Annotated in this window: 21 protein-coding genes; 8 read left to right on the top strand and 13 right to left on the bottom strand. The window is 61.0% G+C overall.

Going from position 1 to position 24524, the window contains the following annotated elements; all coding sequences use genetic code 11:
• Positions 1 to 19: 19 nt before the first annotated feature.
• The 3 genes from betA to betI all read right to left on the bottom strand — a co-directional run bounded on the left by betA (position 20) and on the right by betI (position 4038).
• Entirely contained in the window at positions 20 to 1723 is a 1704-nt protein-coding gene (gene betA / locus YA0848_RS13525) for a choline dehydrogenase (RefSeq protein ID WP_169903025.1), read from the bottom strand.
• A gap of 139 nt (positions 1724 to 1862) precedes the next feature.
• Entirely contained in the window at positions 1863 to 3335 is a 1473-nt protein-coding gene (gene betB / locus YA0848_RS13520) for a betaine-aldehyde dehydrogenase (RefSeq protein ID WP_034115325.1), read from the bottom strand.
• 109 nt (positions 3336 to 3444) lie between these two features.
• Positions 3445 to 4038 (bottom strand): transcriptional regulator BetI, encoded by a 594-nt coding sequence (gene betI, locus YA0848_RS13515; RefSeq protein WP_034101198.1) that lies wholly within the window; start codon positions 4036 to 4038, stop codon positions 3445 to 3447.
• 387 nt (positions 4039 to 4425) lie between these two features.
• Here betI and YA0848_RS13510 point away from each other — a divergent pair, with 387 nt between their 5' ends.
• A complete protein-coding gene (locus tag YA0848_RS13510; RefSeq protein ID WP_236238682.1) occupies positions 4426 to 6360 on the top strand; it encodes a BCCT family transporter in 1935 nt (644 codons plus the stop codon).
• Positions 6361 to 6513: 153 nt separating this feature from the next.
• Here the strand turns inward: YA0848_RS13510 and choV are convergent, their stop codons facing one another.
• From choV to YA0848_RS13495, 3 genes are all read right to left on the bottom strand, one after another.
• Positions 6514 to 7692 (bottom strand): choline ABC transporter ATP-binding protein, encoded by a 1179-nt coding sequence (gene choV / locus YA0848_RS13505; protein WP_034101196.1) that lies wholly within the window; start codon positions 7690 to 7692, stop codon positions 6514 to 6516.
• On the bottom strand, positions 7689 to 8534 hold the full coding sequence (choW, locus tag YA0848_RS13500) for a choline ABC transporter permease subunit (protein WP_016972877.1): 846 nt from the start codon (positions 8532 to 8534) through the stop codon (positions 7689 to 7691). The genes choV and choW overlap by 4 nt, the downstream gene beginning before the upstream one ends.
• A gap of 69 nt (positions 8535 to 8603) precedes the next feature.
• Positions 8604 to 9551, bottom strand: coding sequence for a choline ABC transporter substrate-binding protein (locus tag YA0848_RS13495; RefSeq protein ID WP_034101195.1), 948 nt, complete (start codon positions 9549 to 9551; stop codon positions 8604 to 8606).
• A 417-nt stretch (positions 9552 to 9968) separates the two neighbouring features.
• On the opposite strand from YA0848_RS13495, the gene YA0848_RS13490 reads away from it, so the two are divergent.
• Both YA0848_RS13490 and YA0848_RS13485 read left to right on the top strand, forming a co-directional pair.
• Complete coding sequence (locus tag YA0848_RS13490; RefSeq protein ID WP_034101194.1) at positions 9969 to 11345, top strand: L-serine ammonia-lyase; 1377 nt, start codon at positions 9969 to 9971, stop codon at positions 11343 to 11345.
• Positions 11346 to 12013: 668 nt separating this feature from the next.
• Positions 12014 to 13117 (top strand): GlxA family transcriptional regulator, encoded by a 1104-nt coding sequence (locus YA0848_RS13485; RefSeq protein ID WP_047882482.1) that lies wholly within the window; start codon positions 12014 to 12016, stop codon positions 13115 to 13117.
• A 95-nt stretch (positions 13118 to 13212) separates the two neighbouring features.
• On the opposite strand, the gene YA0848_RS13480 is transcribed toward YA0848_RS13485, so the two are convergent.
• The 5 genes from YA0848_RS13480 to YA0848_RS13460 form a co-directional block, all read right to left on the bottom strand.
• Positions 13213 to 13476, bottom strand: a complete 264-nt coding sequence (locus YA0848_RS13480; protein WP_034101191.1) for a hypothetical protein — start codon at positions 13474 to 13476, stop codon at positions 13213 to 13215.
• 253 nt (positions 13477 to 13729) lie between these two features.
• Entirely contained in the window at positions 13730 to 14206 is a 477-nt protein-coding gene (locus tag YA0848_RS13475; RefSeq protein ID WP_034101189.1) for a thioesterase family protein, read from the bottom strand.
• A gap of 13 nt (positions 14207 to 14219) precedes the next feature.
• The gene (locus tag YA0848_RS13470) at positions 14220 to 15185 is read right to left on the bottom strand and encodes an L-carnitine dehydrogenase (RefSeq protein WP_034101188.1); all 966 of its coding nucleotides are present in this window, start codon (positions 15183 to 15185) and stop codon (positions 14220 to 14222) included.
• A 48-nt stretch (positions 15186 to 15233) separates the two neighbouring features.
• The gene (locus tag YA0848_RS13465; protein ID WP_034101187.1) at positions 15234 to 16121 is read right to left on the bottom strand and encodes a 3-keto-5-aminohexanoate cleavage protein; all 888 of its coding nucleotides are present in this window, start codon (positions 16119 to 16121) and stop codon (positions 15234 to 15236) included.
• A 73-nt stretch (positions 16122 to 16194) separates the two neighbouring features.
• Entirely contained in the window at positions 16195 to 17139 is a 945-nt protein-coding gene (locus tag YA0848_RS13460; protein WP_034101185.1) for a choline ABC transporter substrate-binding protein, read from the bottom strand.
• 193 nt (positions 17140 to 17332) lie between these two features.
• Between YA0848_RS13460 and YA0848_RS13455 the strand changes: the two genes are divergently transcribed.
• Both YA0848_RS13455 and YA0848_RS13450 read left to right on the top strand, forming a co-directional pair.
• Positions 17333 to 18277, top strand: a complete 945-nt coding sequence (locus YA0848_RS13455; protein WP_047882484.1) for a GlxA family transcriptional regulator — start codon at positions 17333 to 17335, stop codon at positions 18275 to 18277.
• A 67-nt stretch (positions 18278 to 18344) separates the two neighbouring features.
• Positions 18345 to 19523 (top strand): AAA family ATPase, encoded by a 1179-nt coding sequence (locus tag YA0848_RS13450; RefSeq protein WP_034101183.1) that lies wholly within the window; start codon positions 18345 to 18347, stop codon positions 19521 to 19523.
• A 125-nt stretch (positions 19524 to 19648) separates the two neighbouring features.
• Here the strand turns inward: YA0848_RS13450 and YA0848_RS13445 are convergent, their stop codons facing one another.
• Together YA0848_RS13445 and YA0848_RS13440 are read right to left on the bottom strand one after the other, a co-directional pair.
• Positions 19649 to 20065: a DUF3010 family protein gene (locus YA0848_RS13445; protein WP_034101182.1), complete on the bottom strand. Its 417-nt coding sequence runs from the start codon at positions 20063 to 20065 to the stop codon at positions 19649 to 19651.
• Positions 20066 to 20106: 41 nt separating this feature from the next.
• Positions 20107 to 20508, bottom strand: coding sequence for a lysozyme inhibitor LprI family protein (locus YA0848_RS13440; protein ID WP_034139618.1), 402 nt, complete (start codon positions 20506 to 20508; stop codon positions 20107 to 20109).
• A gap of 219 nt (positions 20509 to 20727) precedes the next feature.
• Here YA0848_RS13440 and YA0848_RS13435 point away from each other — a divergent pair, with 219 nt between their 5' ends.
• From YA0848_RS13435 to dgcA, 3 genes are all read left to right on the top strand, one after another.
• On the top strand, positions 20728 to 21705 hold the full coding sequence (locus YA0848_RS13435) for a dipeptidase (protein WP_015373138.1): 978 nt from the start codon (positions 20728 to 20730) through the stop codon (positions 21703 to 21705).
• Between the two features lie 78 nt (positions 21706 to 21783).
• Complete coding sequence (locus YA0848_RS13430; RefSeq protein WP_034101179.1) at positions 21784 to 22314, top strand: 4-vinyl reductase; 531 nt, start codon at positions 21784 to 21786, stop codon at positions 22312 to 22314.
• Positions 22315 to 22330: 16 nt separating this feature from the next.
• A complete protein-coding gene (gene dgcA, locus YA0848_RS13425; protein WP_169903027.1) occupies positions 22331 to 24391 on the top strand; it encodes a dimethylglycine demethylation protein DgcA in 2061 nt (686 codons plus the stop codon).
• Positions 24392 to 24524 lie beyond the last annotated feature (133 nt).

Here is a 24524-nt window from a genome sequence, read left to right as displayed (position 1 = left end):
GCTCGCCACAGGGAGTGGGCTACTGCGCAGTCGGCCCCACTTCACGCAACGGCTTACCACGTACCGGCGCGTCGCCCGCCACGTAGTAGTCGGCGGTGCTGCGTGGCAGCGGCTGGCGGCCACGGATCTTGTCGGCGATTTTCTCGGCGATCATGATCGTCGGCGCATTCAGGTTGCCGGTGGTGATGATCGGCATGATCGACGCATCCACCACTCGCAGGCCCTGCATGCCATGCACGCGGCCTTCGCCGTCCACCACCGCCATCTCGTCGGTGCCCATCTTGCACGAGCAGGACGGGTGGAACGCGGTCTCGGCGTGTTCGCGGATGAACTTGTCGAGCTGCTCGTCGGTTTGCACGTCGATGCCTGGGCTGATTTCGCGGCCACGGAAAGGGTCCAGCGCCGGCTGTTGCATGATTTCCCGGGTCAGGCGGATGCCGTCGCGGAATTCCTGCCAGTCCTGTTCGGTGGCCATGTAGTTGAAGAGGATGCTCGGGTAGTCCCGTGGGTTCTTCGATTTCAGCTGCACACGGCCACGGCTCGGCGAACGCATGGAACCCATATGCGCCTGGAAACCGTGCTCTTTCACACCGTTGCTGCCGTTGTAGTTAATCGCCACCGGCAGGAAGTGATACTGGATGTTCGGCCATTCGAACTCTTCACGGGTACGGATAAAACCGCCCGCTTCGAACTGGTTGCTGGCGCCGATGCCGGTGCCGTTGAACAGCCACTCGGCACCGATGGCCGGCTGGTTGTACCAGAGCAGCGACGGGTACAGCGACACTGGCTGAGTGCAGGCGTATTGCAGGTACAGCTCAAGGTGGTCCTGCAGGTTTTCACCGACGCCGGGCAGGTCGTGGACCACCGGGATATCCAGGCTTTCCAGCAATTTGGCCGGGCCAACACCGGAGCGTTGCAGCAGTTGCGGCGAAGCGATTGCGCCACTGCACACCAGCACTTCTTTGCGCGCGCGGGCTTCAACGCGTTCTTCGGCGGCGCCGATCAGGTAACGCACGCCCACGGCGCGCTTGCCTTCGAACAAGACTTTGTCGGTCAGCGCGTGGGTGACGATGGTCAGCGTGGAGCGCTTCTTGGCGGTGTCCAGGTAACCGCGCGCGGTGCTGGCGCGCCGGCCGTTCGGCGTGACAGTGCGGTCCATCGGGCCGAAACCTTCCTGCTGATAGCCGTTGAGGTCTTCGGTGCGCGGGTAACCAGCCTGCACGCCGGCTTCGACCATGGCGTGGAACAGCGGGTTATTGCCGGCCTTGGGCGTGGTTACGCTGACCGGACCGTCGCCACCGTGGTAGTCGTTGGTGCCGATGTCGCGGGTTTCGGCCTTGCGGAAGTACGGCAGGCAATCGAGGTAGGTCCAGTTTTCCAGACCCGGCAGCTTCGCCCAGTTGTCGTAGTCCATGGCGTTGCCACGGATGTAGCACATGCCGTTGATCAGCGACGAACCACCCAGGCCCTTGCCGCGACCGCATTCCATGCGGCGGCCGTCCATGTGCGGCTCTGGATCGGTCTCGTAGGCCCAGTTGTAGCGACGGCCTTGCAGCGGGAACGCCAGGGCGGCTGGCATCTGGGTACGGAAATCCAGACGATAGTCGGGGCCGCCGGCTTCCAGCAGCAGGACGGTGACGCCTTCGTCTTCGGTCAGGCGGGTCGCCAGGGTGTTACCGGCGGAGCCGGCACCCACAATGATGTAGTCGTATTCTTGGGACATTGAATGCACCCTCTTTGAAGTGTGGTCAGCAGGTCGGGCCTCATCGGGGGCAAGCCCCCTCCCACAGGGGAATGCATTCCAAAGGTGGGAGGGGGCTTGCCTCCGATGGCGGCCTCAAAGGCAACGCAAGGCTCGGGTGTTAGAACACCGAGGCGTAATCGCCCAGCTCAACCTGTACCGATTTGATGCGGGTGAAGTTGTTCAGCGAGCTGATGCCGTTCTCACGACCCACACCCGATTGCTTGTAGCCGCCCACCGGCATCTTCGCGTCGGACTCGCCCCAGGCGTTGATCCAGCAGATGCCCGCTTCCAGTTGATGAATCACGCGGTGGGCGCGGTTCAGGTCCTTGGTCACCAGACCCGCGGCCAGGCCGAAGTCGGTGTCGTTGGCGCGGCGGATCACTTCTTCTTCGGTCTCGTAGGTGAGGATGCTCATCACTGGGCCGAAGATTTCTTCACGCACGATGGTCATGTCGTCGGTGCAGTCGGTGAACACGGTCGGTGCCACGAATGCGCCTTTGGCGAAGTCGCCATCGGTCAGGCGATCGCCGCCGCACAGCAGGCGTGCGCCTTGCTCTTTGCCCTTGGCGATGTAGCCCAACACGCTTTCCATATGGGCGAAGCTGACCAGCGGGCCGAAGTTGGTGTTCTCGTCTTCCGGGTTGCCGATGCGGATGCGCGCCACGCGCTCGACGATCTTGGCTTCGAACGCCGCTTGCAGGTGCTTGGGCACGAACACGCGAGTGCCGTTGGTGCAGACCTGACCGGAGCTATAGAAGTTGGCCATCATGGCGGTGTCGGCGGCGCGATCCAGGTCGGCGTCGTCGAAGATGATCAGCGGGGACTTGCCGCCCAGTTCCATGGTGACGTCTTTGAGCGAGGAGCTCGACGCGCTGGCCATGACTTTCTTGCCGGTGTCGGTGCCGCCGGTGAACGAGACTTTCTCGATGCGCGGGTGCTCGGTCAACCAGGTGCCGACTTCGCGGCCACTGCCGGTCAGGACGTTGAACACACCGGCGGGAACACCGGCTTCGGTGTAGATTTCGGCCAGTTTCAGGGTGGTCAGCGAGGTGACTTCGCTCGGCTTGAAGATCATCGCGTTGCCGGCGGCCAGGGCCGGGGCGGATTTCCACAGGGCGATCTGGATCGGGTAGTTCCACGCACCGATACCGGCGACTACGCCCAGCGGTTCGCGGCGGGTGTAGACGAATGAAGTGTCGCGCAGCGGGATCTGCTCGCCTTCGATGGCCGGCACCAGGCCTGCGTAGTATTCCAGCACGTCGGCGCCGGTAACGATGTCGACGTACTTGGTTTCGGAGAAGGCTTTACCGGTGTCCAGGGTTTCCAGGGCGGCCAGCTCATCGTTGCGCTCGCGCAGGATGTCGACGGCACGACGCAGGATGCGCGAACGCTCCATGGCAGTCATGGCGGCCCAGATTTTCTGGCCTTTTTCAGCGCTGACCACGGCACGTTCAACGTCTTCTTTCGTTGCACGTTGCACTTGGGCGAGAACTTCACCGTTAGCCGGGTTGATGGCTTCGAAAGTGGCATCGCTGCCAGCGTCGCTGTAGCCGCCGTCAATGTAGAGTTTTTGCAGGTCGAAACGGGCCATAAAGTCCTCGCAAGTGCATAAGTGGTTGGCGTTACCCGCCGACAGTGGGCCATGAGGGTGTGGCATCACTGCGCGGCGGACGTTCAGGGGTTGAGCATTTATAAGGGCTCTAACTCACCTGCTTGGCCAATTGGAAATCCATGTATTCGTAAGCGATGCGTTGCGCCTGCTCCGTGTCGAAAGCGTCTCCCGACAGGGCGCCGCGCAACCACAAACCGTCGATCAACGCCGCCAGGCCGCGAGCCGCGCTGCGGGCTTCGGGCAGCGGCAGCGCTCGGCGGAACTGGCAGCACAGGTTGGAATACAGACGTTGATCGTTGATCCGCTGCAACCTGTGCAATGACGGGTGATGCATGCTGGCGGCCCAGAAGGCCAGCCAGGTTTTCATTGCCGGGCCATTGACCTGGCTGGCGTCGAAGTTGCCTCCGATGATCACCTGAATGTGCGCCCGTGGGCTGTCATCCTTCAGCGCAAGCCTGCGCTCGTAGACGTTCTCGATCAGCACATTCATCAAGTACCGCATCGTTGCGGCGATCAGGCCGTTCTTGTCCTGAAAGTAGTGACTGATGATGCCGTTCGATACACCGGCCAGACGGGCGATCAGCGCAATGCTGGCGTCTGCCATCCCCACTTGATCGATGGCCGTCAACGTGGCTTCGATCAACTGTTGGCGGCGTATGGGTTGCATACCGACCTTGGGCATGTAGCACGTCTCCTTAGGCCTGCCGGCGGGCGATCACGTCCATCGGCTTGAAGGCCAGTCTATTTTGTTTTGATTGAACGTTCAATCAACAAAGAATAAGCTCTGCGACAAATCGTCGCTGCTGGCAGGTTTTCAGCCCGTTCTGACAGCGACATCTGACACCTGGAACATCCCTGGAAGGGCCCGCTCAAGGGCCTGCCGCCGCTTTCGCGGGGGCGGGGATTTTCGGGGTGTCTTTATAACACCCGTCCGTCGACTGCCGAAAAATCGATGTCCCGGGATAACCGTTGCCTTGTGTTTCTCTCTCGCACTGCCCGGAGCATCTGCGCCATGAGTTCTGCCTCTCTTATAAAGACCCCGCCGGAAAAGGTCCGGGTCAACGGTTGGGTGTTTTACACCTCCACCGCGCTGATTCTGTTGTTGACCGCTGTCCTGATCGCCGCCCCGCAGGAGGCCGGGCGCATGCTTGGGGTCGCCCAGGCGTGGCTGTCCAAAAGCTTTGGCTGGTACTACATGGTAGTCATCGCTGCTTACCTGGTGTTTGTGGTGGGGCTGGCGTTTTCGTCCTACGGCAAATTGAAACTGGGCAGCAAGGACGACACCCCGGACTTCAGCTACGGCGCCTGGGCCGGCATGTTGTTCTCCTCGGGGATCGGCATTTCGCTGCTGTACTTCGGCGCCTCGGAGCCGCTGGACCATTACTTCAACCCTCCCGAAGGCGTGGCCGGCAGCAACCTGGCCGCGCGCCAGGCGCTGCAACTGACCTTTCTGCACTGGGGCCTGCACGGCTGGGCGATCTACGCCCTCGTCGGCCTGGCCGTGGCGTACTTCGCCTACCGGCATAACCAGCCGCTGGCCTTGCGCTCGGCGTTGTACCCGCTGGTGGGCGAGCGCTGGGTGAAGGGCGCGGCCGGCCATGCGGTGGACGGTTTCGGCATGTTCGTGACCCTGCTGGGCCTGGTGACCAACCTGGGGATCGGCGCGATGCAGGTGTCGTCCGGCCTGGAAAACCTGTTCGGCATGCAGCACAGCAACACCAACCTGCTGATCGTGATCATCGTGATGAGCACCGTGGCGACCATCGCCGCCGTGTCGGGGGTGGAGAACGGTATCCGTCGTTTGTCCAACCTCAACATCGTGCTGTTCAGCGGTTTGCTGATCTTTGTGTTGTTGTTCGGCCCGACCCTGCACCTGCTCAACGGCTTCGTGCAGAACATCGGCGATTACATGAACGGCCTGGTGTTGAAAACCTTCGACCTGTACGTCTACGAAGGCGACGGTGCCAAGACCGAACGCTGGATGGGCCTGTGGACCCTGTTTTACTGGGCCTGGTGGATTTCCTGGGCGCCATTCGTAGGCATGTTCATCGCGCGGATTTCCCGTGGCCGTACGGTGCGTGAACTGGTGGCGGGCGTGCTGCTGATTCCGCTGGGCTTTACCCTGGCGTGGCTGTCGATCTTCGGCAACTCGGCCCTGGACCTGGTGCTGAACCATGGCGCGGTGGAGTTGGGCAAGACGGCGTTGGAACAGCCGTCCATGGCGATCTACCAATTGCTGGAGCATTACCCAGCGTCGAAAGTCGTGATTGGTGTGTCGATCTTCGTCGGCTTTGTGCTGTTCCTGACCCCGGCGGATTCCGGCGCGGTGATGATGGCCAACCTGTCGTGCAAAGGCGGCAATGTGGATGAAGATGCGCCGCACTGGCTGCGGATCTTCTGGTCGGCGGTGATCACCCTGGTGACCATCGGCCTGCTGTTCGCCGGTAACTTCGAAGCCATGCAAACCATGGTGGTGCTGGCGGGGCTGCCGTTCTCGGTGGTGTTGATTTTCTTTATGTTCGGCTTGCACAAGGCCATGCGTCAGGACGTGGCGATCGAACAGGAGCAGGCGCAACTGGCCGAACGCGGGCGTCGTGGCTTCAGCGAGCGTTTGACCGCACTGGATTTGCAACCGAGCCAGGCCACGGTGCAGCGCTTTATGGACAAGCACGTCACGCCGGCGTTGGAAGAAGCGGCGACTGCGTTGCGTGAACAAGGTTTGCAAGTGCAGACACTGTTGGGCAAGTCCAAGCGCTGCATCGGTGTGCGCATCGAGATGGAAGAGGGCAATCCGTTCGTTTATGAGGTGAGCCTGGATGCTTACTCGTCGGCGCCCAACGATGTGCCCGAAGAAGAGCGCACGCGCTATTACCGTGCCGAGGTCTACCTGCACAACGGGCCTCAGGAATACGACCTGATGGGCTTCACCCCGGAGCAAATCACCCGGGATGTGCTCGATCAGTTTGAAAGCCATCGGCAGCTCCTTGGCCGTGTCTATAGCTGATGCGTTGAAAGCCCGGTGGTGTCACTGACCCCACTGGGGCAAAAAATGTGGGAGGGGGCTTGCCCCCGATTGCAGTGTGTCAGTCAGTCCGTCTGTTACTGATCCACCGCTATCGGGGGCAAGCCCCCTCCCACCGTTGTTTTGCAGTGTGTGCTAGCCCAGGTTTTTGCCCAGCAGGGCATGGTAGAGCTCACTATCACCGAGGATCCCCACCACCTGGTTGTTGTCATGCAACACCAGCTTGTTACCCGTCTGATAACGAATCTGCAGCGCATCACGCATGCCGATATTCGAATCCACCAAGGTCGGTACGCGGCCCAGGCCTTCCACCGGTTGCCCCGGTGCCCAGTTCTGCAGGTTCATCACCGCACCGTTCTGGCGGGCGCCCTGGATAGTGTTGCCTTCGGCCAGGTCCAGCCACGAGTCGCCGCTCGGGTCCAGGCACACCGAACCGTTGACGCGCTTGCAGTTGTCCAGGGTGCGCATCAGGCTGCGGCCGCACAGCACGTTCAGCGGGTTGGTGTGAGCGACGAAGGTGCGCACATAGTCGTCCGCCGGGTTCAGCACGATCTCTTCCGGCACGCTGTACTGGATGATCTTGCCGTCCTTCATGATCGCAATACGGCTGCCCAGTTTGAGCGCCTCGTCCAGGTCATGGCTGACGAATACGATGGTCTTGCTCAGTTTGCGTTGCAGTTCCAGCAACTCGTCCTGCAGGCCTTGGCGGATCAGCGGGTCGAGGGCAGAGAAAGGTTCGTCCATCAGCAGGATGTCGGCGTCCATCGCCAGGGCGCGGGCCAGGCCGACGCGCTGCTGCATGCCGCCGGACAACTCGTCGGGCTTCTTGTTACGCCACTGGGCCAGGCCCACCAGTTCGAGCTTTTCGTCCACCAGCTTGCGCCGCTCTTTTTCCGGACGGCCCTGCATTTCCAGGCCGAAGCTGATGTTCTCGCGCACCGTCAGCCAGGGCATCAGGGCGAACTTCTGAAACACCATGGCGATGCGTTTGGTACGCATCATTTTCAGCTCTGCGTCGGTGCAGGAAGCAATGTCGATCTGCCGACCTTCATGCTCCACGAACAGCTGCCCGCGGCTGACGGTGTTGAGGCCGTTGATACAGCGCAGCAGGCTGGATTTGCCGGAGCCCGACAGGCCCATCAGCACGCAGATCTCGCCTTTTTCGATATCCAGGCTGGCCTTTTCAACGCCGACAATCTGCCCGGTCTTTTTCAGAATCTCGTTACGGCTCATGCCCTGGTCCAGCAGCTTGAGCGCTTCGCGTGGGTCTTTGGAGAAGATCACGTCGACTTTGTCGAATCGGATAATGCTCATGCATCACCCCCTACTTTGGCATCGGGTTGTTTGCAGATGCGGTCGAGCATGATGGCCAGCAATACGATCGCCAGGCCCGCTTCAAAGCCCAGGGCGATGTCGGCGGTGTTGAGTGCGTTGACCACCGGCTTACCGAGGCCGTCGGCACCCACCAGGGCCGCGATCACCACCATCGACAACGACAGCATGATGCATTGGGTAATGCCGGCGGCAATGCTCGGCATGGCGTGTGGCAGTTCAATGCGCGAGAGCAATTGACGGCGCGAGCAGCCGAAGGCTTTGCCGGCGTCCATCAACTCTTGCGGTACATCACGGATGCCCAGGTAAGTCAGACGGATCGGCGCGGCAATCGCGAACACCACCGTGGAAATCAGCCCAGGCACCACACCCAGCCCGAAGAGGGTCAGGGTAGGGATGAGGTAGACGAAGGTCGGTACGGTCTGCATCAGATCGAGCACCGGCCGCATCATGGTGTAGAACAACGGTTTGTGCGCGGCAACAATGCCCAGCGGCACACCGATGACCACGCAGACCAGGGTGGCGAACAGCACCTGCGCGAGGGTTTCCATGGTTTCCTGCCAGTACCCCAGGTTGAGGATCAGCAGGAAGGAGGCGATGACAAAAACCGTCAGGCCCCATTTACGTTGAATAAAGTGAGCCAGCAGCGCAATCAGACCGATCAATGCCAGCGGATTGAACCAGGTCAGCGCAAACGTCACGCCGTGGATCATCGTTTCCAGTGTCGATGCGATTGCGTCGAAGTAGTTGGCGCCGTGTTGGGTCAACCATTCGACGAAGGCAGCGATGTACTGGCCTAGTGGGATTTTCTGTTCAGTCAGCATGGTAGTGAATGTCCACATGCGAAGGGGAAAACATCCCGGGGCAGCGCACCGCCCCGGGGTCAGCGGGTGTTATTTGGCGAGGTAGGCTTTGACGGCCTCAAGGCCGGGTTTGCCGTCGACGGTGGTAACGCCGGCGAGCCAGGTGTCGAGCACTTGCGGGTTTTTCTGCAGCCAGGCTTTGGCGGCGGCGTCGGGCTTCATCTTGTCGTCCAGGACATTGCCCATCAGCGTGCTTTCCATGTTCAGGGTGAACACCAGGTTTTTCAGCAACTGGCCCACGTTGCTGCATTCCTGGGTGTAACCCTTGCGCACGTTGGTGTAGATGGTGGCTTGGCCGTAGTTGGGGCCGAACGAATCGTCACCGCCGGTCAGGTACTTCATCTTGAAGCGGGTGTTCATCGGGTGCGGTTCCCAGCCGAGGAACACGATGGCCTGGTCGCGCTTGGCGGCACGGTCCACTTGGGACAGCATGCCGGCTTCGCTGGACTCGACCACTTTGAAGCCTGCGTCTTTCAGGCCGAACGCGTTTTTGTCGATCAGGGTCTGGATGGTGCGGTTGCCGTCGTTACCCGGTTCGATCCCGTAGATCTTGCCACCCAGCTCTTCCTTGAATTTGGCGATATCTGCGAAGTCTTTCAGGCCCTTGTTGTACAGCGCCTCGGGCACCGCCAGGGTGTACTTGGCGTTTTCCAGGTTGGCGCGCACGGTTTCCACGGTGCCGGCATCACGGTATGGCTTGATGTCGTTTTCCATGGTCGGCATCCAGTTGCCGAGGAACACGTCCATGTTCTTGCCGTCGGCCAGGGACTTGTAGGTCACGGGTACCGAAATCATCGTGGTTTTGGTCTTGTAGCCCAGGGCCTTGAGGATTTCGCTGGTGGTCGCGGTGGTGACGGTGATGTCGGTCCAGCCGACATCGGAGAAGTTGACGGTCTTGCACTGTTCCGGTTCTGCCGCGTGCGCCAGGACTGGCAGACTCAGCATGGCGGCCAACAACAACGAGGGTGAAGCTTTCATGGGGCTAGACTCCTGTGTTTTTTCTGACGGCATCTGCCGCGCTTTATTCAGTGTTGCGGTTGGAGCGTGCGATGACAGCTCTGGCACGGTGCCTTGCAAACGAGTCGGAACTGATCATGTACCAGTGAAAATCTGACGCCTACAGGGGGCGTCGTATCCAGTACAGGCAGGGTCGTATCCAGTGTTGGTGACGTCGTTTACAGGTTTTTCCCAGGGCAAAACTGCTGTTTTTGCCCGTCTGCACCGTTAAAAACGGCCAAAACAGGCGATCACGCGCAAGCGACGCTGGTGAGCATGGTTACGTCGGTGTGAGACGCCGTGGCAGCGAATAAAACCTTGATGATGCCGCCATCTGGGCGATCTGAGCGTAGCACCTCGTTCAAGCCCGGCCCGTGCTTATCGAGGAGTTTCACGTCAATGGCTATCAGCGTTTTCGACCTGTTCAAGATCGGCATCGGGCCTTCGAGTTCGCACACCGTCGGCCCCATGCGCGCCGCAGCGTTGTTCGTTCAAGCACTGCGTGAACGTGAGTGGTTGGAACGGGTGCGGCGTGTTGAAGTTCAGCTGTACGGTTCGTTGTCGGCCACCGGCATCGGCCATGGCAGCGACACGGCCACCATCATGGGCTTGATGGGCGAATGGCCCGACGCGATCGACCCCTCGCAGATCGCCGGTCGCATCAGCACCCTGCGCGAAACCGACACCCTGCTGCTCGACGGGCGCTTGCCGGTGCCCTTCGTATGGGCCCGGGACATGCGCCTGCTGGACGAAAACCTGCCGTTCCACCCCAACGCCATGACCCTGGTGGCGTACGGCGATGACGGTGAGTTGCACCGCGACACTTACTACTCGGTAGGCGGCGGTTTTGTGGTGGATGAAGCCCAGGCGCAAAGCGGTGTGGCGGACATGGACCGCACTGAGTTGCCTTACGATTTTTCCAGCGCCGTTGAGCTGTTGCAGCTGTGCAACACTCACCAGTTGCGCGTCGCCGAATTGATGATGGCCAATGAAAAGGTGTGGCGTTCCGAAGAAGAAATCCGCAGCGGCCTGATGAAGCTCTGGCACGCCATGCAAGATTGCGTGGAGCAGGGCCTCAAACATGAAGGCATCTTGCCCGGCGGCCTCAACGTACGCCGCCGCGCCGCCAAGTTGCACCGTAGCCTGCAGGAATTGAACAAGCCCAATGTGATCGGCTCAACCTTGAGCGCCATGGAATGGGTCAACCTATTCGCCCTGGCCGTCAATGAAGAAAACGCCGCCGGTGGGCGCATGGTCACTGCCCCCACCAACGGTGCGGCAGGGATCATCCCGGCGGTGCTGCACTACTTTATGAAGTTCAGCGAGGAGGTCACCGAAGCAAACGTGGTCGACTACCTGCTCGGTGCGGCGGCGGTGGGGATTCTGTGTAAGAAGAACGCCTCCATCTCCGGTGCCGAAGTGGGCTGTCAGGGCGAGGTGGGTTCTGCCTGCGCAATGGCGGCGGCCGGCCTGGCGGAAATCCTCGGCGCCACGCCAGAGCAATTGTGCAACGCCGCCGAAATCGGCCTGGAACACAACCTCGGCCTGACCTGCGACCCAGTGGGCGGGTTGGTGCAGGTGCCGTGCATCGAGCGCAACGCGATTGCAGCGGTCAAGGCGATCAACGCGGCGCAAATGGCCCTGCGCGGCGACGGCCAGCACTTTATTTCCCTGGACCGGGTGATCCGCACCATGCGCGATACCGGTGCGGATATGCATGACAAGTACAAAGAAACGTCGCGGGGTGGGTTGGCGGTAAGCGCGGTCGAGTGTTAAGACCCAGTCGCCTGCATCGGGGGCAAGCCCCCTCCCACTCTTGACCGTGTTCACAAATCAGAATGTGGGAGGGGGCAAGTTCCTTCCCACTCTTGACTGTGTTCACAAATCAGAATGTGGGAGAGGGCAAGCTCCTGCCCACCCTTGCCTATGTTCACAAACTGGAATGTGGGAGGAGGGCAAGTTCCTTCACAGCCTGTGACTGTGTTCACCAATTTAAATGTGGGAGGGGGCTTGCCCCCGATAGCGGCAGTTCAAACAAAACTGCTCATAAAGTGAACACCAGCATCCCAACGCGCCACCTTTTAGCGCGTCGCAAACAGATAAGTAGCTCACGAACGATTTCCCCTCCGACCACCCGTCCCCCGTGCGTGTGGTGACAGACTTTTCCTACGCGCTGAAAGCGCCTTCCCACAAGTGCTACCGAACTGCTCACACCCCTTGAGGGGCGCCCCTTCTACGCCCTTTCCTGGGCATATTCCGTACTCCACGCAAGGGCTATATAGACGCGTCAGCAGGTCGTTTTCAGGAGTTATTGAATAGCCATTCAAATTTAGGCACGGCAATTGCTCTATCAATTCAAAGCCTCTCGCCGTGTCAGGACGAAGAGTGCAATAACAAGAGCCTCGCCTGAGGCCATCACCCGCTTTGTGTGAGGAGATACCGCGATGACGTCGTTCAACTCAGGGGCCCAACCCCAGAACCGTGCGCCTCAATCCATCGGCTTTTTGCTGCTGGACAATTTCACGCTGATTTCCCTGGCGTCCGCAGTGGAACCGCTGCGCATGGCCAACCAGCTGTCCGGCCGTGAGCTGTACCGCTGGACCACACTGAGCGTCGACGGCAATCAGGTCTGGGCCAGCGACGGCCTGCAAATCACCCCCGACGCCGCCATGCACAAAGCCCCGGCCCTGGACACCGTGATCGTGTGCGGCGGCGTGGGCATCCAGCGCACCGTTACCCGTGAACATGTGTCATGGCTGCAAAGCCAAGCGCGCCAGTCCCGTCGCCTCGGCGCGGTGTGCACCGGCAGTTGGGCGCTGGCGTGTGCCGGCCTGCTGGACGGTTTCGATTGCAGCGTGCACTGGGAATGCCTGGCGTCGATGCAGGAAGCCTTCCCCCGCGTGTCCATGAGCACGCGCCTGTTCACCCTCGACCGCAACCGCTTCACCAGTTCCGGCGGCACCGCGCCGTTGGACATGATGCTGCACCTGATCAGCCGCGATCACGGCCGTGAACTGTCGGCGGCGATCTCCGAGATGTTCGTGTACGAACGCATCCGCAACGAACAAGACCACCAGCGCGTTCCGCTCAAGCACATGCTCGGCACCAACCAGCCGAAGCTGCAGGAAATCGTCGCGCTGATGGAAGCCAACCTGGAAGAACCCATCGACCTGGACGAACTGGCGGTCTACGTCGCCGTATCCCGGCGTCAACTGGAGCGGCTGTTCCAGAAGTACCTGCACTGTTCGCCGTCGCGTTACTACCTCAAGTTGCGTCTGATCCGTGCGCGGCAGTTGCTCAAGCAAACACCGATGTCGATCATCGAAGTAGCCTCGGTGTGCGGGTTCGTTTCCACGCCGCACTTCTCCAAGTGCTACCGCGAATACTTCGGCATCCCGCCACGGGATGAGCGCGTCGGCTCCAACACCACCCAGCAGGTGGCGATGATGCCGATTCCGCAGGCGCTGGTGTTGTCACCGTTGTCGGGGCCGATGTCGGCATTGAGCCAGGCGCGCAGTGAGTCGACGTTTGCCAGTGTTAGGCTCTAGACCGAGGCGTCTGTATCGGGGGCATGCCCCCTCCCACATTTTGATTTGTGAACACAGTCAAAGGTGGGAGGGGGCTTGCCCCCGATAGCCATCTGTCAGGCCCCGGAGTTCTGCTTGAACTGCATCAACGCCGGCAACAACTGCTTGTCGATAGCTTGACGCACCGCCGGCAAAATCGTCGCGCTGCCGCCGTACATCCGCTCGACCATGCCCTTGAGCGCCTTGGCCCGTGCTTCGCTCAAACCGCGTACCGCGCACTCACACGCCTGCTCGGCGCTGGCGCCGCTGGATACTTCGAAACCCAGCGAGCGCAACTGGCTCAGCAGGTCATCCTGGTCAATCAAATCCGCGTGCATCATGACGTTTATCCTGGTTAGGGGAGCGGGGATCTGCCTGGATTCTGGTAGCCCCCGGCGCCATCGGCAAGGGCGTGTGGCCCGGATGGCTTAGATGGCTATGAACAGGTCGTTTTCGGGCCACTTGCCGGCTGCACTAATCGGCACACTGGCCTCAGCAAGCAGCTTGAAGGTTTGGTCACCCTCGAAATGCATCGCTCTCACAAGGCCTCCTCTGCCCCGATCCTGTCACGGCTGGATCGGGGCTTTTTTTGCGCTATTTCTTCGGTGGTAAACCGATCACGCGTCCCAGCAGCGCCGGGGGCGGCAGGTCGGCTTGCTCGGTGCGGATCGCCGCGATTTTCTCCAGCGTCGCCTGGGTAAACGGCGCCGCGTGCGGCCCGGCCAGGTCGACGTGCAGCAGCATCTGTTCGTTGCCGGCCAGTGCCTGCTCATCCCCAACCCGATGCAGGCTGTGATACAGGTGCAGGCGCTTGGCGTCATGGGCGATCAGTTGGGTCTGCACTTGTACCTCGGCGCCGAGTTTCACTTCATGCAGGTAGTTCAGGTGCAACTCCAAAGTGAACAGCGAATGGCCGCTGGCTGCGCGGTTTTCACTGTCCAGGCCGAGGGTGTCCATCAACGCGTCGGTGGCGTAGCTGAAGATCAGCAGGTAGAACGCGTCGCGCAGGTGGCCGTTGTAGTCCACCCAATCGGGCTGGATCTGTGTGGTGTAGGTGGTCAGTGCGGGCATTGTCTGCATTCCATTATTCGGCGAAGGTCATGCCGTGCTTGGCTTTGGTGGTTTTCACCGCTTCGAGCACCGCCAGCAGGCAATCATCACGATAGCGCTCCAGCGCCGAAATGCTGTGGGTGCCCAGTTGAGCGCTGGTGCCATCGACCACGTCGTCGATCAACTTATCCGTCAGCTCCGGCGCCGGCAGGTAGGTCCACGGCAACTGCAACGCCGGGCCGAACTGGGCCATGAAGTGGCGCATGCCAGCATCGCCGCCGGCCAGGGTGTAGGTGAGGAAAGTGCCCATGAACGACCAGCGCAAACCAGCGCCAAAACGAATTGCGTCGTCGATTTCGCCAGTGGTTGCCACGCCGTCGTTCACCAGATGCAGCGCCTCGCGCCATAAGGCTTCCAGCAAGCGGTCGGCGATAAAACCGGGGACTTCCTTGCGCACATGCAAGGGGCGCATGCCGAGGGATTCATACACTGTGATCGCCGCCTGCACCGCTTCAGGCGCGGTGTGCTTGCCGCCGACCACTTCCACCAGCGGCAGCAGGTAGACCGGGTTGAAAGGGTGGCCGACCACGCAGCGTTCCGGGTGGGTCGAGCTCTCGTAGAACTCACTCGGCAACAGCCCTGAGGTGCTCGAACCAATCAGCGCATCGGGCTTGGCCGCCGCACTGATCTGGCTATGCAGTTGCAGTTTCAGCTCCAGGCGTTCCGGGGCGCTTTCCTGGATAAAATCAGCGTCTTTTACGCAGTCTTCGATGGTGGTCACAAAGCGCAAGCGGTCCTGGGACGCGCCGGGAGCCAGGCCATTTTTTTCCAGGGCTCCCCAGGCATTGGCCACGCGTTTGCGCAACGCAGCTTCGGCGCCGGGCGCTGGGTCCCAGGCCACCACATCCAGCCCATGGGCCAGGGCACGGGCCACCCAGCCGCTGCCGATAACGCCGCTGCCGAGGGCGGCGAAGGTTTTGATTTCAGTGATAAAGCGCATGGCAAATTCCTAAAGAGTTTGATGATCGCGTGTGGCAGGGGCGGTGGGTCAGCCGCGCTTGGTGAGGCCCATCTTGATGCGACCCTCCGCCGGGGTCATGACCCGCGCACCCAGGCGGCTGAGGATTTCGCCGGCGCGTTCGACCAGTTGGCCATTGGTGGCGAGCACGCCTTTGTCCAGCCACAGGTTGTCTTCCAAACCGACTCGCACGTTGCCGCCCAGCAACACCGCCTGTGCGGCCATCGGCATTTGCATGCGGCCGATGCCGAAGCCGGCCCACACTGCATTGGCCGGCAGGTTGTCGACCATGGCCTTCATGGTGGTGGTGTCGGCCGGCGCGCCCCAAGGGATGCCCAGGCACAGTTGGAACAGCGGGTCGTCAAGCAGGCCTTCTTTGATCATCTGCTTGGCGAACCACAGGTGGCCGGTGTCGAAAATTTCCAGCTCGGCCTTTACGCCCAGTTCCTGGATACGTTTGGCGCCGGCACGCAGTTGTGCCGGGGTGGACACGTAAATGGTGTCGCCATCGCCGAAGTTCAGGGTGCCGCAGTCCAGGGTGCAGATTTCCGGCAATAACTCTTCGACATGGGCCAGGCGCGTCAGCGGCCCGACCAGGTCGGTATTGGGGCCGAATTCCATCGGGTTTTCGCCGCTGCCGATCTCCAGGTCGCCGCCCATGCCGGCGGTAAGGTTGACGATGATGTCGATGTCAGCCTCGCGGATGCGCTCCATCACTTCGCGGTACAGGGCCACGTCGCGGCTGAATTTGCCGGTGTCGGGGTCGCGCACATGGCAGTGCACGACGGTAGCGCCGGCCTTGGCGGCTTCTACGGCGGCGGCCGCGATCTGTTTGGGGGTGACCGGCACGTGTGGGCTCTTGGCGGTCGTGTCGCCAGCACCGGTGAGTGCGCAGGTGATGATGACGTCGTGGTTCATGGGGCAGGTTCCTTACAGGCGTGGGATGCCGTTCGCGGTCGGTAATGACCGCGAAACGGTGGTTCGAAAAAGCTTATTTGCTGGTGAGTTGCAGGTTGGCCGCCGCCGGTTTGCCGTCGAAGGTGGTCACACCTTCCAGCCAGCGCGCCTGGTCCTGCGGGTGGTCCTTGAGCCACTGCCGGGCCGATTCCAGGGCGTCTTTGTGGTCAAGCAGCGGCTGCATCATGCGGCTCTCATCGGCAGCGGTGAAGGTCAGGTTGGTCAGCAGTTTGTGCACGTTGGGGCACTGTTCGGCGTAGTTCGGCGACGTCACTGTCCATACCGTGGCCATGCCTTCGTTCGGGCCCAGGGCGTCGTCACTGCCGGTGAGGTAGGTCATGGCAATGTTGACGTTCATCGGATGCGGCGCCCAGCCGAAGAACACCACGGCTTCTTTGCGGCGCACCGCGCGGTCGACGGCGGCGAGCATGCCGGCCTCGCTGGATTCCACCAACTGGAACTTGCCGAGGCCGAACTGGTTCTTGGCGATCATCGCCTTGATCTGGGTGTTGGCACCGGAGCCGGGTTCGATGCCGTAGATCTTGCCGCCCAGTTCCTTCTCGAACTTGGCGATGTCGGCAAAGGTTTTCAGGCCTTTCTCGGCCAGGTAGCTCGGCACCGCGAGGGTGGCACGGGCGTCTTCCAGGCTGGGCTTGTCGAGGACTTTGACCTGCTTGGCGTCAACGAATGGGGTGATGGTCTGGGTCATCAACGGGTTCCAGTAGCCGAGGAACAGGTCCAGGCGCTGGTCGCGGATGCCGGCGAAGATGATTTGCTGGGAAGCGCTGGTTTGCTTGGTGGTGTAGCCGAGGCCATCGAGCAGCACTTGGGTCATGGCGCTGGTGGCGATCACATCGGTCCAGTTCACCACGCCCATGCGCACGTTCTTGCAAGAGGCGGCATCGGCCGCGAGAACGCTGGTGCTCAAGATGGCGCTGGCGCTGAGTGCGAACACGCAGCGGCGGATCAGTCGGTTCATGGTGGAGCCCTCGGCAGGTCGTTGTTGTGGTTGCCGGTGTCTTTGTGCACCGTGACGCCACGTTACGCAGCTTGTAGGGCGACAAAACGCACGGCGGCGACCGACTCTTGCACTGCAGCGACCTGACCCCTTGAATCCACCTCTGAACGGGAGTATCACAGTGCCACGCTGGCCGTCCGATGAGAGCGCCACCATGTCCCAGGATGTCTACTTTTTGCTGATGCCGGGTTTCTCGGCGATGGGCTTTATCTCGGCCCTTGAGCCGCTACGGGTGGCCAACCGTTTTCGCGGCGAGCTGTACCGCTGGCATGTACTGAGCGCCGACGGCGGTGCGGTACTGGCGAGCAACGGCATGTCAGTCAACGCCGACGCCGCGTTGGAACCGCTGAAAAAGGGCACCACCCTGCTGGTGGTCGCCGGTTTCGAGCCTCTGCAGTTCGCCACACCCGCACTGGAACAGTGGCTGCGCCGTCTCGATCACGATGGCGTGACGCTGGGCGGTATCGACACCGGCGCTTGTGTGTTGGCCCAAGCCGGTCTGCTCGACGGCCATCGCGTGACCCTGCACTGGGAAGCCATCGACGCCTTCAAGGAGTCCTATCCGCACCTGGCGGTGACCCAGGAACTGTTCGAAATCGACCGCCGCCGCATCACCTGCGCCGGTGGCACCGCCTCCATCGACCTGATGCTCGACCTGATCGCCCAGGCCCACGGCGCCGACCTGGCGATTCAGGTGTCCGAACAGTTCGTGCTCGGCCGCATTCGCCCACGCAAAGACCACCAGCGCATGCAGATCGCCACGCGCTACGGCATCAACAATCAGAAACTGGTGCAAGTGATCGGCGAGATGGAACAGCACACCGAACCGCCCCTGAGCACCCTCGCCTTGGCTGAGGCGATCAAAGTCACCCGGCGCCAGTTGGAGCGCCTGTTCCGCCTGCATCTGAACGACACACCGAGCAATTTCTACCTGGGCCTGCGCCTGGAAAAAGCCCGGAAACTCCTGCGCCAAAGCGGTTTGAGCGTGCTGGAAGTGAGCATTGCCTGCGGGTTCGAATCGCCGTCGTATTTCACGCGTAGTTACCGCGCGCGGTTTGCCAAATGCCCCAGGGAGGATCGGCGACGGGAGCCGGTTTGACGGGCAATTATAGTTGATTATACTCACGGCTATAATTTATAGCCGTTTCAATAATTTGGTATAAGCCATGTCCAAGCTCAGCGGTTTTGTGTTCCGCCGTCCCGCGCTGGCCAGCAGCATTGCCGATGGCCTGGTTGGCGCCGGCCTTCAGGATTTCACCTCTGGCCTGTTCCTCGCCGCGCCACGTCGCACTGGTAAAAGTACGTTCTTGCGCGAAGACCTGATCCCAGAGTGCCAACTGCGCGGTTGGCTCACCGTGTATGTGGATCTGTGGGCCGACAAAGAAAAAGATCCCGCGGAGTTGATCGCCAGCGCCATTGCCGCCGCGCTTGCGCCCTACGAAAAGGGCATTCGCAAGCTGGCCAAGAACCTTGGCATCGAAAGGTTGAGTTTTCTGCGGACCCTGTCCTGGGACTTCAGCAAGCCGCAATTGCCGGTGGGCGCGACTTTGACCCAGGCATTGGAGTTGCTCCACCACGCGGCGGAAAAACCCGTCGTGCTGGTGATCGATGAAGCCCAGCATGCCTTGACCAGCGATTCAGGGATCAACGCCATGTTCGCGCTCAAGGCCGCCCGGGATCAGCTCAACCAAGGGCGTGACGAGGAGGGCAGCGGCCTGCATTTAGTCTTTACCGGTTCCAACCGCGACAAGCTGGCCTATCTGGTGTTGGGGAAAAGCCAGCCGTTTTTTGGCTCCAGCATCACGCCGTTTCCACTGCTGGGCAAAGCCTTCACCCAGGCCTACACCGCACACCTCAACGCGAACCTGGCCCCGACCAACCAATTCAACCCGGCCGATATCGATGAAGCCTTCGAGTTGGTCGGCCGCCGACCCGAGATGCTGCGTACGATCATCGGTGAAGTAGCGCTGGAGTTGGGTGAGGCCAGCAACTTGGGCCAGTTGCTGCACAGTCGCGCCGAACTGCTGCGCGCAGGTGTGTGGACCGAATTCGAAAGCGCCTGGAACGCCCTGACCATCCCGCAACGCGCCGTCTTGCAGGTGATGGTGGAACGCTCGCTGAACAACGAACCTTTCGCGCCGTTTACCGACAGCACCCTCACCGCAGTCAGCAAGGCGTTGGAGGACATGGGCAGTGACGTAGTGCCGGGCACCCAGACCATCCAGGCCTGCATCGATGCCCTGCGCGACAAGGAACTGGTGTGGAAATCGGGTCGGGGCGGGTATGCCCTGGAGGACAAGTCGTTCGGGGATTGGCTGCTGTACAAGCGCCATACCCCCCACTAAAAACAGCACACATCCAATGTGGGAGGGGGCTTGCCCCCGATGACGGACTGTCAGTTGATACCGCTTTGGCTGACCCACCGCTATCGGGGGCAAGCCCCCTCCCACATTGGATTTTTCGGCGGGGCTTATTTCTTCAGCAGTGCCGAGCACGCCGCCTTGAACGCCTCATGCTGATACTTGTTCAGCGTCGCCGGCAGTTCAAAGTTGTGTTTCTTGTTCTGCGCATTGATGGTCTGGGGCGACAGCAGCGTCACCTCCACACCGTCTAGCAACTGAAACACTCCCTCGATCTTGAACGTCGTCGGCCCACCGGCGAATTCACCTTTTTTGCTGCGTTTCTTGATGGCGATGCGGGTGATGGCATTGTCCTGCACAAACGCCTTCACCTGCGCGGCGAAGGCTTTGACGTTGGCCGCCTCGTCGTCATCTTCCAGAGCGATTTTTTTGGTGGCCAGGGCGACATGGGTCAGCGCCTGGTTGTCGAGGGAAGCGACTGCGATGATGGCTTCGCTGCCTTTGATTTCGATGCCGCAGAGGGTCATGAATGGCCTTGGTCAGATTAAAAAGTGGCGGCGATTGTCGCTTATTCCTGCCCGATCGACTCCAAAAACTCCGACCGTTCATCACTCATCCGCGCCAGGCAGTCGTTCTGCGCAATCGCGTAGTCCCTGGTGCCGGGCTTGGCGGGGAAGGTGTCCACGGCGCAGTCGGCATCCCGCAGTTTTTCCCACTTCTGCTGGGCGTCCTTCAGACGAGCGGTAATGTCGGCCAGTTGGGTCTTGTTGCTGCCGTAGGTCGAACCCATGCGTTCGAGCAGGCTCTGGTAGTTGTCCTTGAGCAATTGCTCGGCGGTGGTCTTGTTATAGGTGGCGCATTCCAGGGTTTGTTTGTCGTTCTCGATGCCGTCGCAGGGCGTGCTGTCGGTGTCTTCGGCTGCGTGGACGCCGGTTGCGATGAGTGCCAAAGCCAGGAAAATCGATTTCATTGCGCCGTCTCATATCAGTGGATGGCCGAATTCTGGCTCAAGCGTAAGACAAAGAACAGTCACCCGTCTGACGCGTCTGCATAGCCTTTGTCGCGGATTGACGCTTTCGGCAATTCCCCTGTCGTTTTTGCACCGGGTCCGTTCAGTCCCTGGGCATATGCTGGCCCCAAAGCGCCGGCAGACGATTCGGCGCATGAATCGCCAATAAGGGGACGCCTGATGAGCCCAGCCGAATTGCACGCCGACAGCATCGTTATCGACGGGCTGATTATTGCCAAGTGGAACCGCGACCTGTTCGAGGACATGCGCAAAGGTGGCCTCACTGCCGCCAACTGCACCGTGTCGGTGTGGGAAGGCTTCCAAGCCACGATCAATAACATCGTGGCCAGCCAGACCCTGATCCGTGAGAACAGCGACCTGGTGATCCCGGTAAAAACCACCGCCGATATCCGCAAAGCCAAAGAACAAGGCAAGACCGGCATCATCTTTGGCTTTCAGAACGCCCATGCGTTCGAAGACCAGCTCGGCTACGTGGAGATCTTCAAGCAGCTCGGCGTGGGCGTGGTGCAGATGTGCTACAACACCCAGAACCTGGTGGGCACCGGGTGCTACGAGCGCGATGGCGGGCTGTCGGGCTTCGGCCGTGAGATCGTCGGCGAGATGAACCGCGTCGGCATCATGTGCGACCTGTCCCACGTCGGCTCCAAGACCAGCGAAGAAGTCATCCTCGAATCGAAAAAGCCGGTGTGCTACTCCCACTGCCTGCCGTCCGGCCTGAAAGAGCACCCGCGCAACAAGTCCGATGAAGAATTGAAGTTCATCGCCGACCATGGCGGTTTCGTCGGCGTAACCATGTTCGCGCCGTTCCTGGCCAAGGGCATCGACTCGACCATCGACGACTACGCCGAAGCCATCGAATACACCATGAACATCGTCGGCGAAGACGCCATTGGCATCGGCACCGACTTCACCCAGGGCCATGGCCAGGATTTCTTTGAAATGCTGACCCACGACAAAGGCTACGCCCGCCGCCTGACCAGCTTCGGCAAGATCATCAACCCGCTGGGCATCCGCACCGTGGGCGAGTTCCCCAACCTCACCGAGACCCTGCTCAAACGCGGCCACAGCGAGCGCGTGGTGCGCAAGATCATGGGCGAAAACTGGGTCAACGTCCTTAAAGACGTGTGGGGCGAATAAGCCGCCGCTCTCCTCATCCTTAACCCGTCGCCCTCCGCGCGACGGGCATCAACACGAATTTTCTGGAGTTAAGTTTCCATGGCCAAGATCGCCCCGCAATTGCCTATCGAAGTCGACAGCGAAACCGGTGTCTGGACCTCCGACGCCTTGCCGATGCTGTATGTGCCGCGTCATTTCTTCGTCAACAACCACATGGGCATCGAAGAAGTGCTGGGCGCCGAAGCCTATGCCGAGATCCTCTACAAAGCCGGCTACAAATCCGCCTGGCATTGGTGCGAAAAAGAAGCCGAATGCCATGGCCTGGAAGGCGTCGCGGTGTTCGAGCACTACATGAAGCGCCTGTCGCAACGCGGCTGGGGCCTGTTCAAGATCCAAGACATCGACCTCGACAAGGGCACCGCCAGCGTCAAGCTGGAACATTCGGCGTTCGTCTACGTGTACGGCAAGGTCGGGCGCAAGGTCGATTACATGTTCACCGGCTGGTTCGCCGGGGCCATGGATCAGATTCTGCAAGCGCGCGGCAGCAGCCTGCGCACCGTCGCCGAGCAAGTCTACGGCGGCTCCGAAGAAGGCCACGACGACGGCCTGTTCATCGTCAAGCCGTTGTAAGTCGAGGAACCCTGCCATGGCTTTCGAAGCAATGTTCGCGCCGATCCAGATCGGCAAACTGACCATCCGCAACCGCGTGCTCAGCACCGCCCACGCCGAGGTGTACGCCACCGACGGCGGTATGACCACCGACCGCTATGTGAAGTACTACGAAGAGAAAGCCAAGGGCGGCATCGGCCTGGCGATCTGCGGTGGCTCCTCGGTGGTGGCCATCGATAGTCCCCAGGAATGGTGGAGTTCGGTGAACCTGTCCACCGACCGCATCATCCCGCACTTCCAGAACCTGGCCGACGCCATGCACAAGCATGGCGCCAAGATCATGATCCAAATTACCCACATGGGCCGTCGCTCGCGTTGGGACGGCTTTAACTGGCCGACCCTGATGTCGCCGTCCGGTGTGCGCGAGCCGGTGCACCGTGCGACGTGCAAGACCATCGAGCCGGAAGAAATCTGGCGCGTGATCGGCAACTACGCCCAGGCCGCGCGCCGCGCCAAGGCCGGTGGCCTGGACGGTGTGGAACTGTCCGCCGTGCACCAGCACATGATCGACCAGTTCTGGAGCCCACGGGTCAACAAACGTACCGACGAATGGGGCGGCAGCTTCGAAGGCCGCATGAAGTTCGGCCTGGAAGTGTTGAAAGCCGTGCGCGCCGAAGTGGGTGACGACTTCTGTGTGGGCATGCGCCTGTGTGGCGACGAGTTCCACCCGGACGGTTTGTCCCACGAAGACATGAAGCAGATCGCCAAGTACTACGACGACACTGGCATGCTGGATTTCATCGGCGTGGTGGGTTCGGGTTGCGACACCCACAACACCCTGGCCAACGTGATCCCCAACATGAGCTACCCGCCGGAGCCGTTTTTGCATTTGGCCGCTGGGATCAAGGAAGTGGTCAAGGTGCCGGTGCTGCACGCGCAGAACATCAAGGACCCCAACCAGGCCACGCGCATCCTCGAAGGCGGCTATGTGGACATGGTCGGCATGACACGTGCGCACATCGCCGATCCGCACCTGATCGCCAAGATCAAGATGGGCCAGATCGACCAGATCAAGCAGTGCGTCGGCGCCAACTACTGCATCGACCGCCAGTACCAGGGCCTGGATGTGCTGTGCATCCAGAACGCCGCGACCTCCCGTGAATACATGGGCGTGCCGCACATCATCGAGAAATCCACCGGGCCGAAACGCAAGGTGGTGGTGGTCGGTGCCGGCCCGGCCGGGATGGAAGCGGCGCGCGTAGCCGCCGAACGTGGCCACGACGTAACCCTGTTGGAGAAAAAAGAGTTTATCGGCGGGCAGATCACCACGGCTTCCAAAGCCCCGCAGCGCGATCAGATCGCCGGTATCACCCGCTGGTACCAACTGGAGTTGGCGCGCCTGAAAGTCGATCTGCGCCTGGGCGTGGCCGCCGATGCCGACACCATCCTGGACCTGCGTCCAGACGTGGTAGTGCTGGCCGTCGGCGGTCATCCGTACATCGAGCAGAACGAACACTGGGGCGCCGCCGAAGGCTTGGTGGTCAGCAGTTGGGATGTGCTCGACGGCAAAGTCGCGCCGGGTAAGAACGTGCTGGTGTACGACACCATCTGCGAATTTACCGGTATGTCGGTGGCGGATTTCCTCGCGGACAAAGGCAGCCAGGTGGAGATCGTCACCGACGACATCAAGCCTGGCGTGGCCATCGGCGGTACGTCGTTCCCGACTTACTACCGCAGCATGTACCCCAAGGAAGTGATCATGACCGGCGACATGATGCTGGAAAAGGTCTACCGCGAGGGGGACAAGTTGGTGGCGGTGCTGGAGAACGAATACACCGGCGCCAAGGAAGAACGGGTGGTCGATCAAGTGGTGGTGGAGAACGGCGTGCGTCCGGACGAAGCCATTTACTACGGGCTCAAGGAAGGTTCGCGCAACAAAGGCCAGATCGACGTGGAAGCCTTGTTCGCGATCAAACCGCAACCGTGCCTGAGCGAACCGGGCGAGGGCTACTTGCTGTTCCGCATCGGTGACTGTGTGGCGCAGCGTAATACCCACGCTGCCATCTACGACGCCCTGCGCTTGTGCAAAGACTTTTGATGAGGTGAACGCGGTCAAATGTGGGAGGGGGCTTGCCCCCGATAGCGGTGGTTCAGCGACAACTGTACCAACTGACAGTCCGCCATCGGGAGCAAGCCCCCTCCCACATTCGGGCCAGTTTCACAGTAGACCT

The sequence above is a fragment of the Pseudomonas sp. S4_EA_1b genome, from assembly GCF_016307435.1.
Lineage (GTDB): Bacteria > Pseudomonadota > Gammaproteobacteria > Pseudomonadales > Pseudomonadaceae > Aquipseudomonas > Aquipseudomonas rhodesiae.
This window is presented reverse-complemented; position numbering and strand designations above follow the sequence as displayed.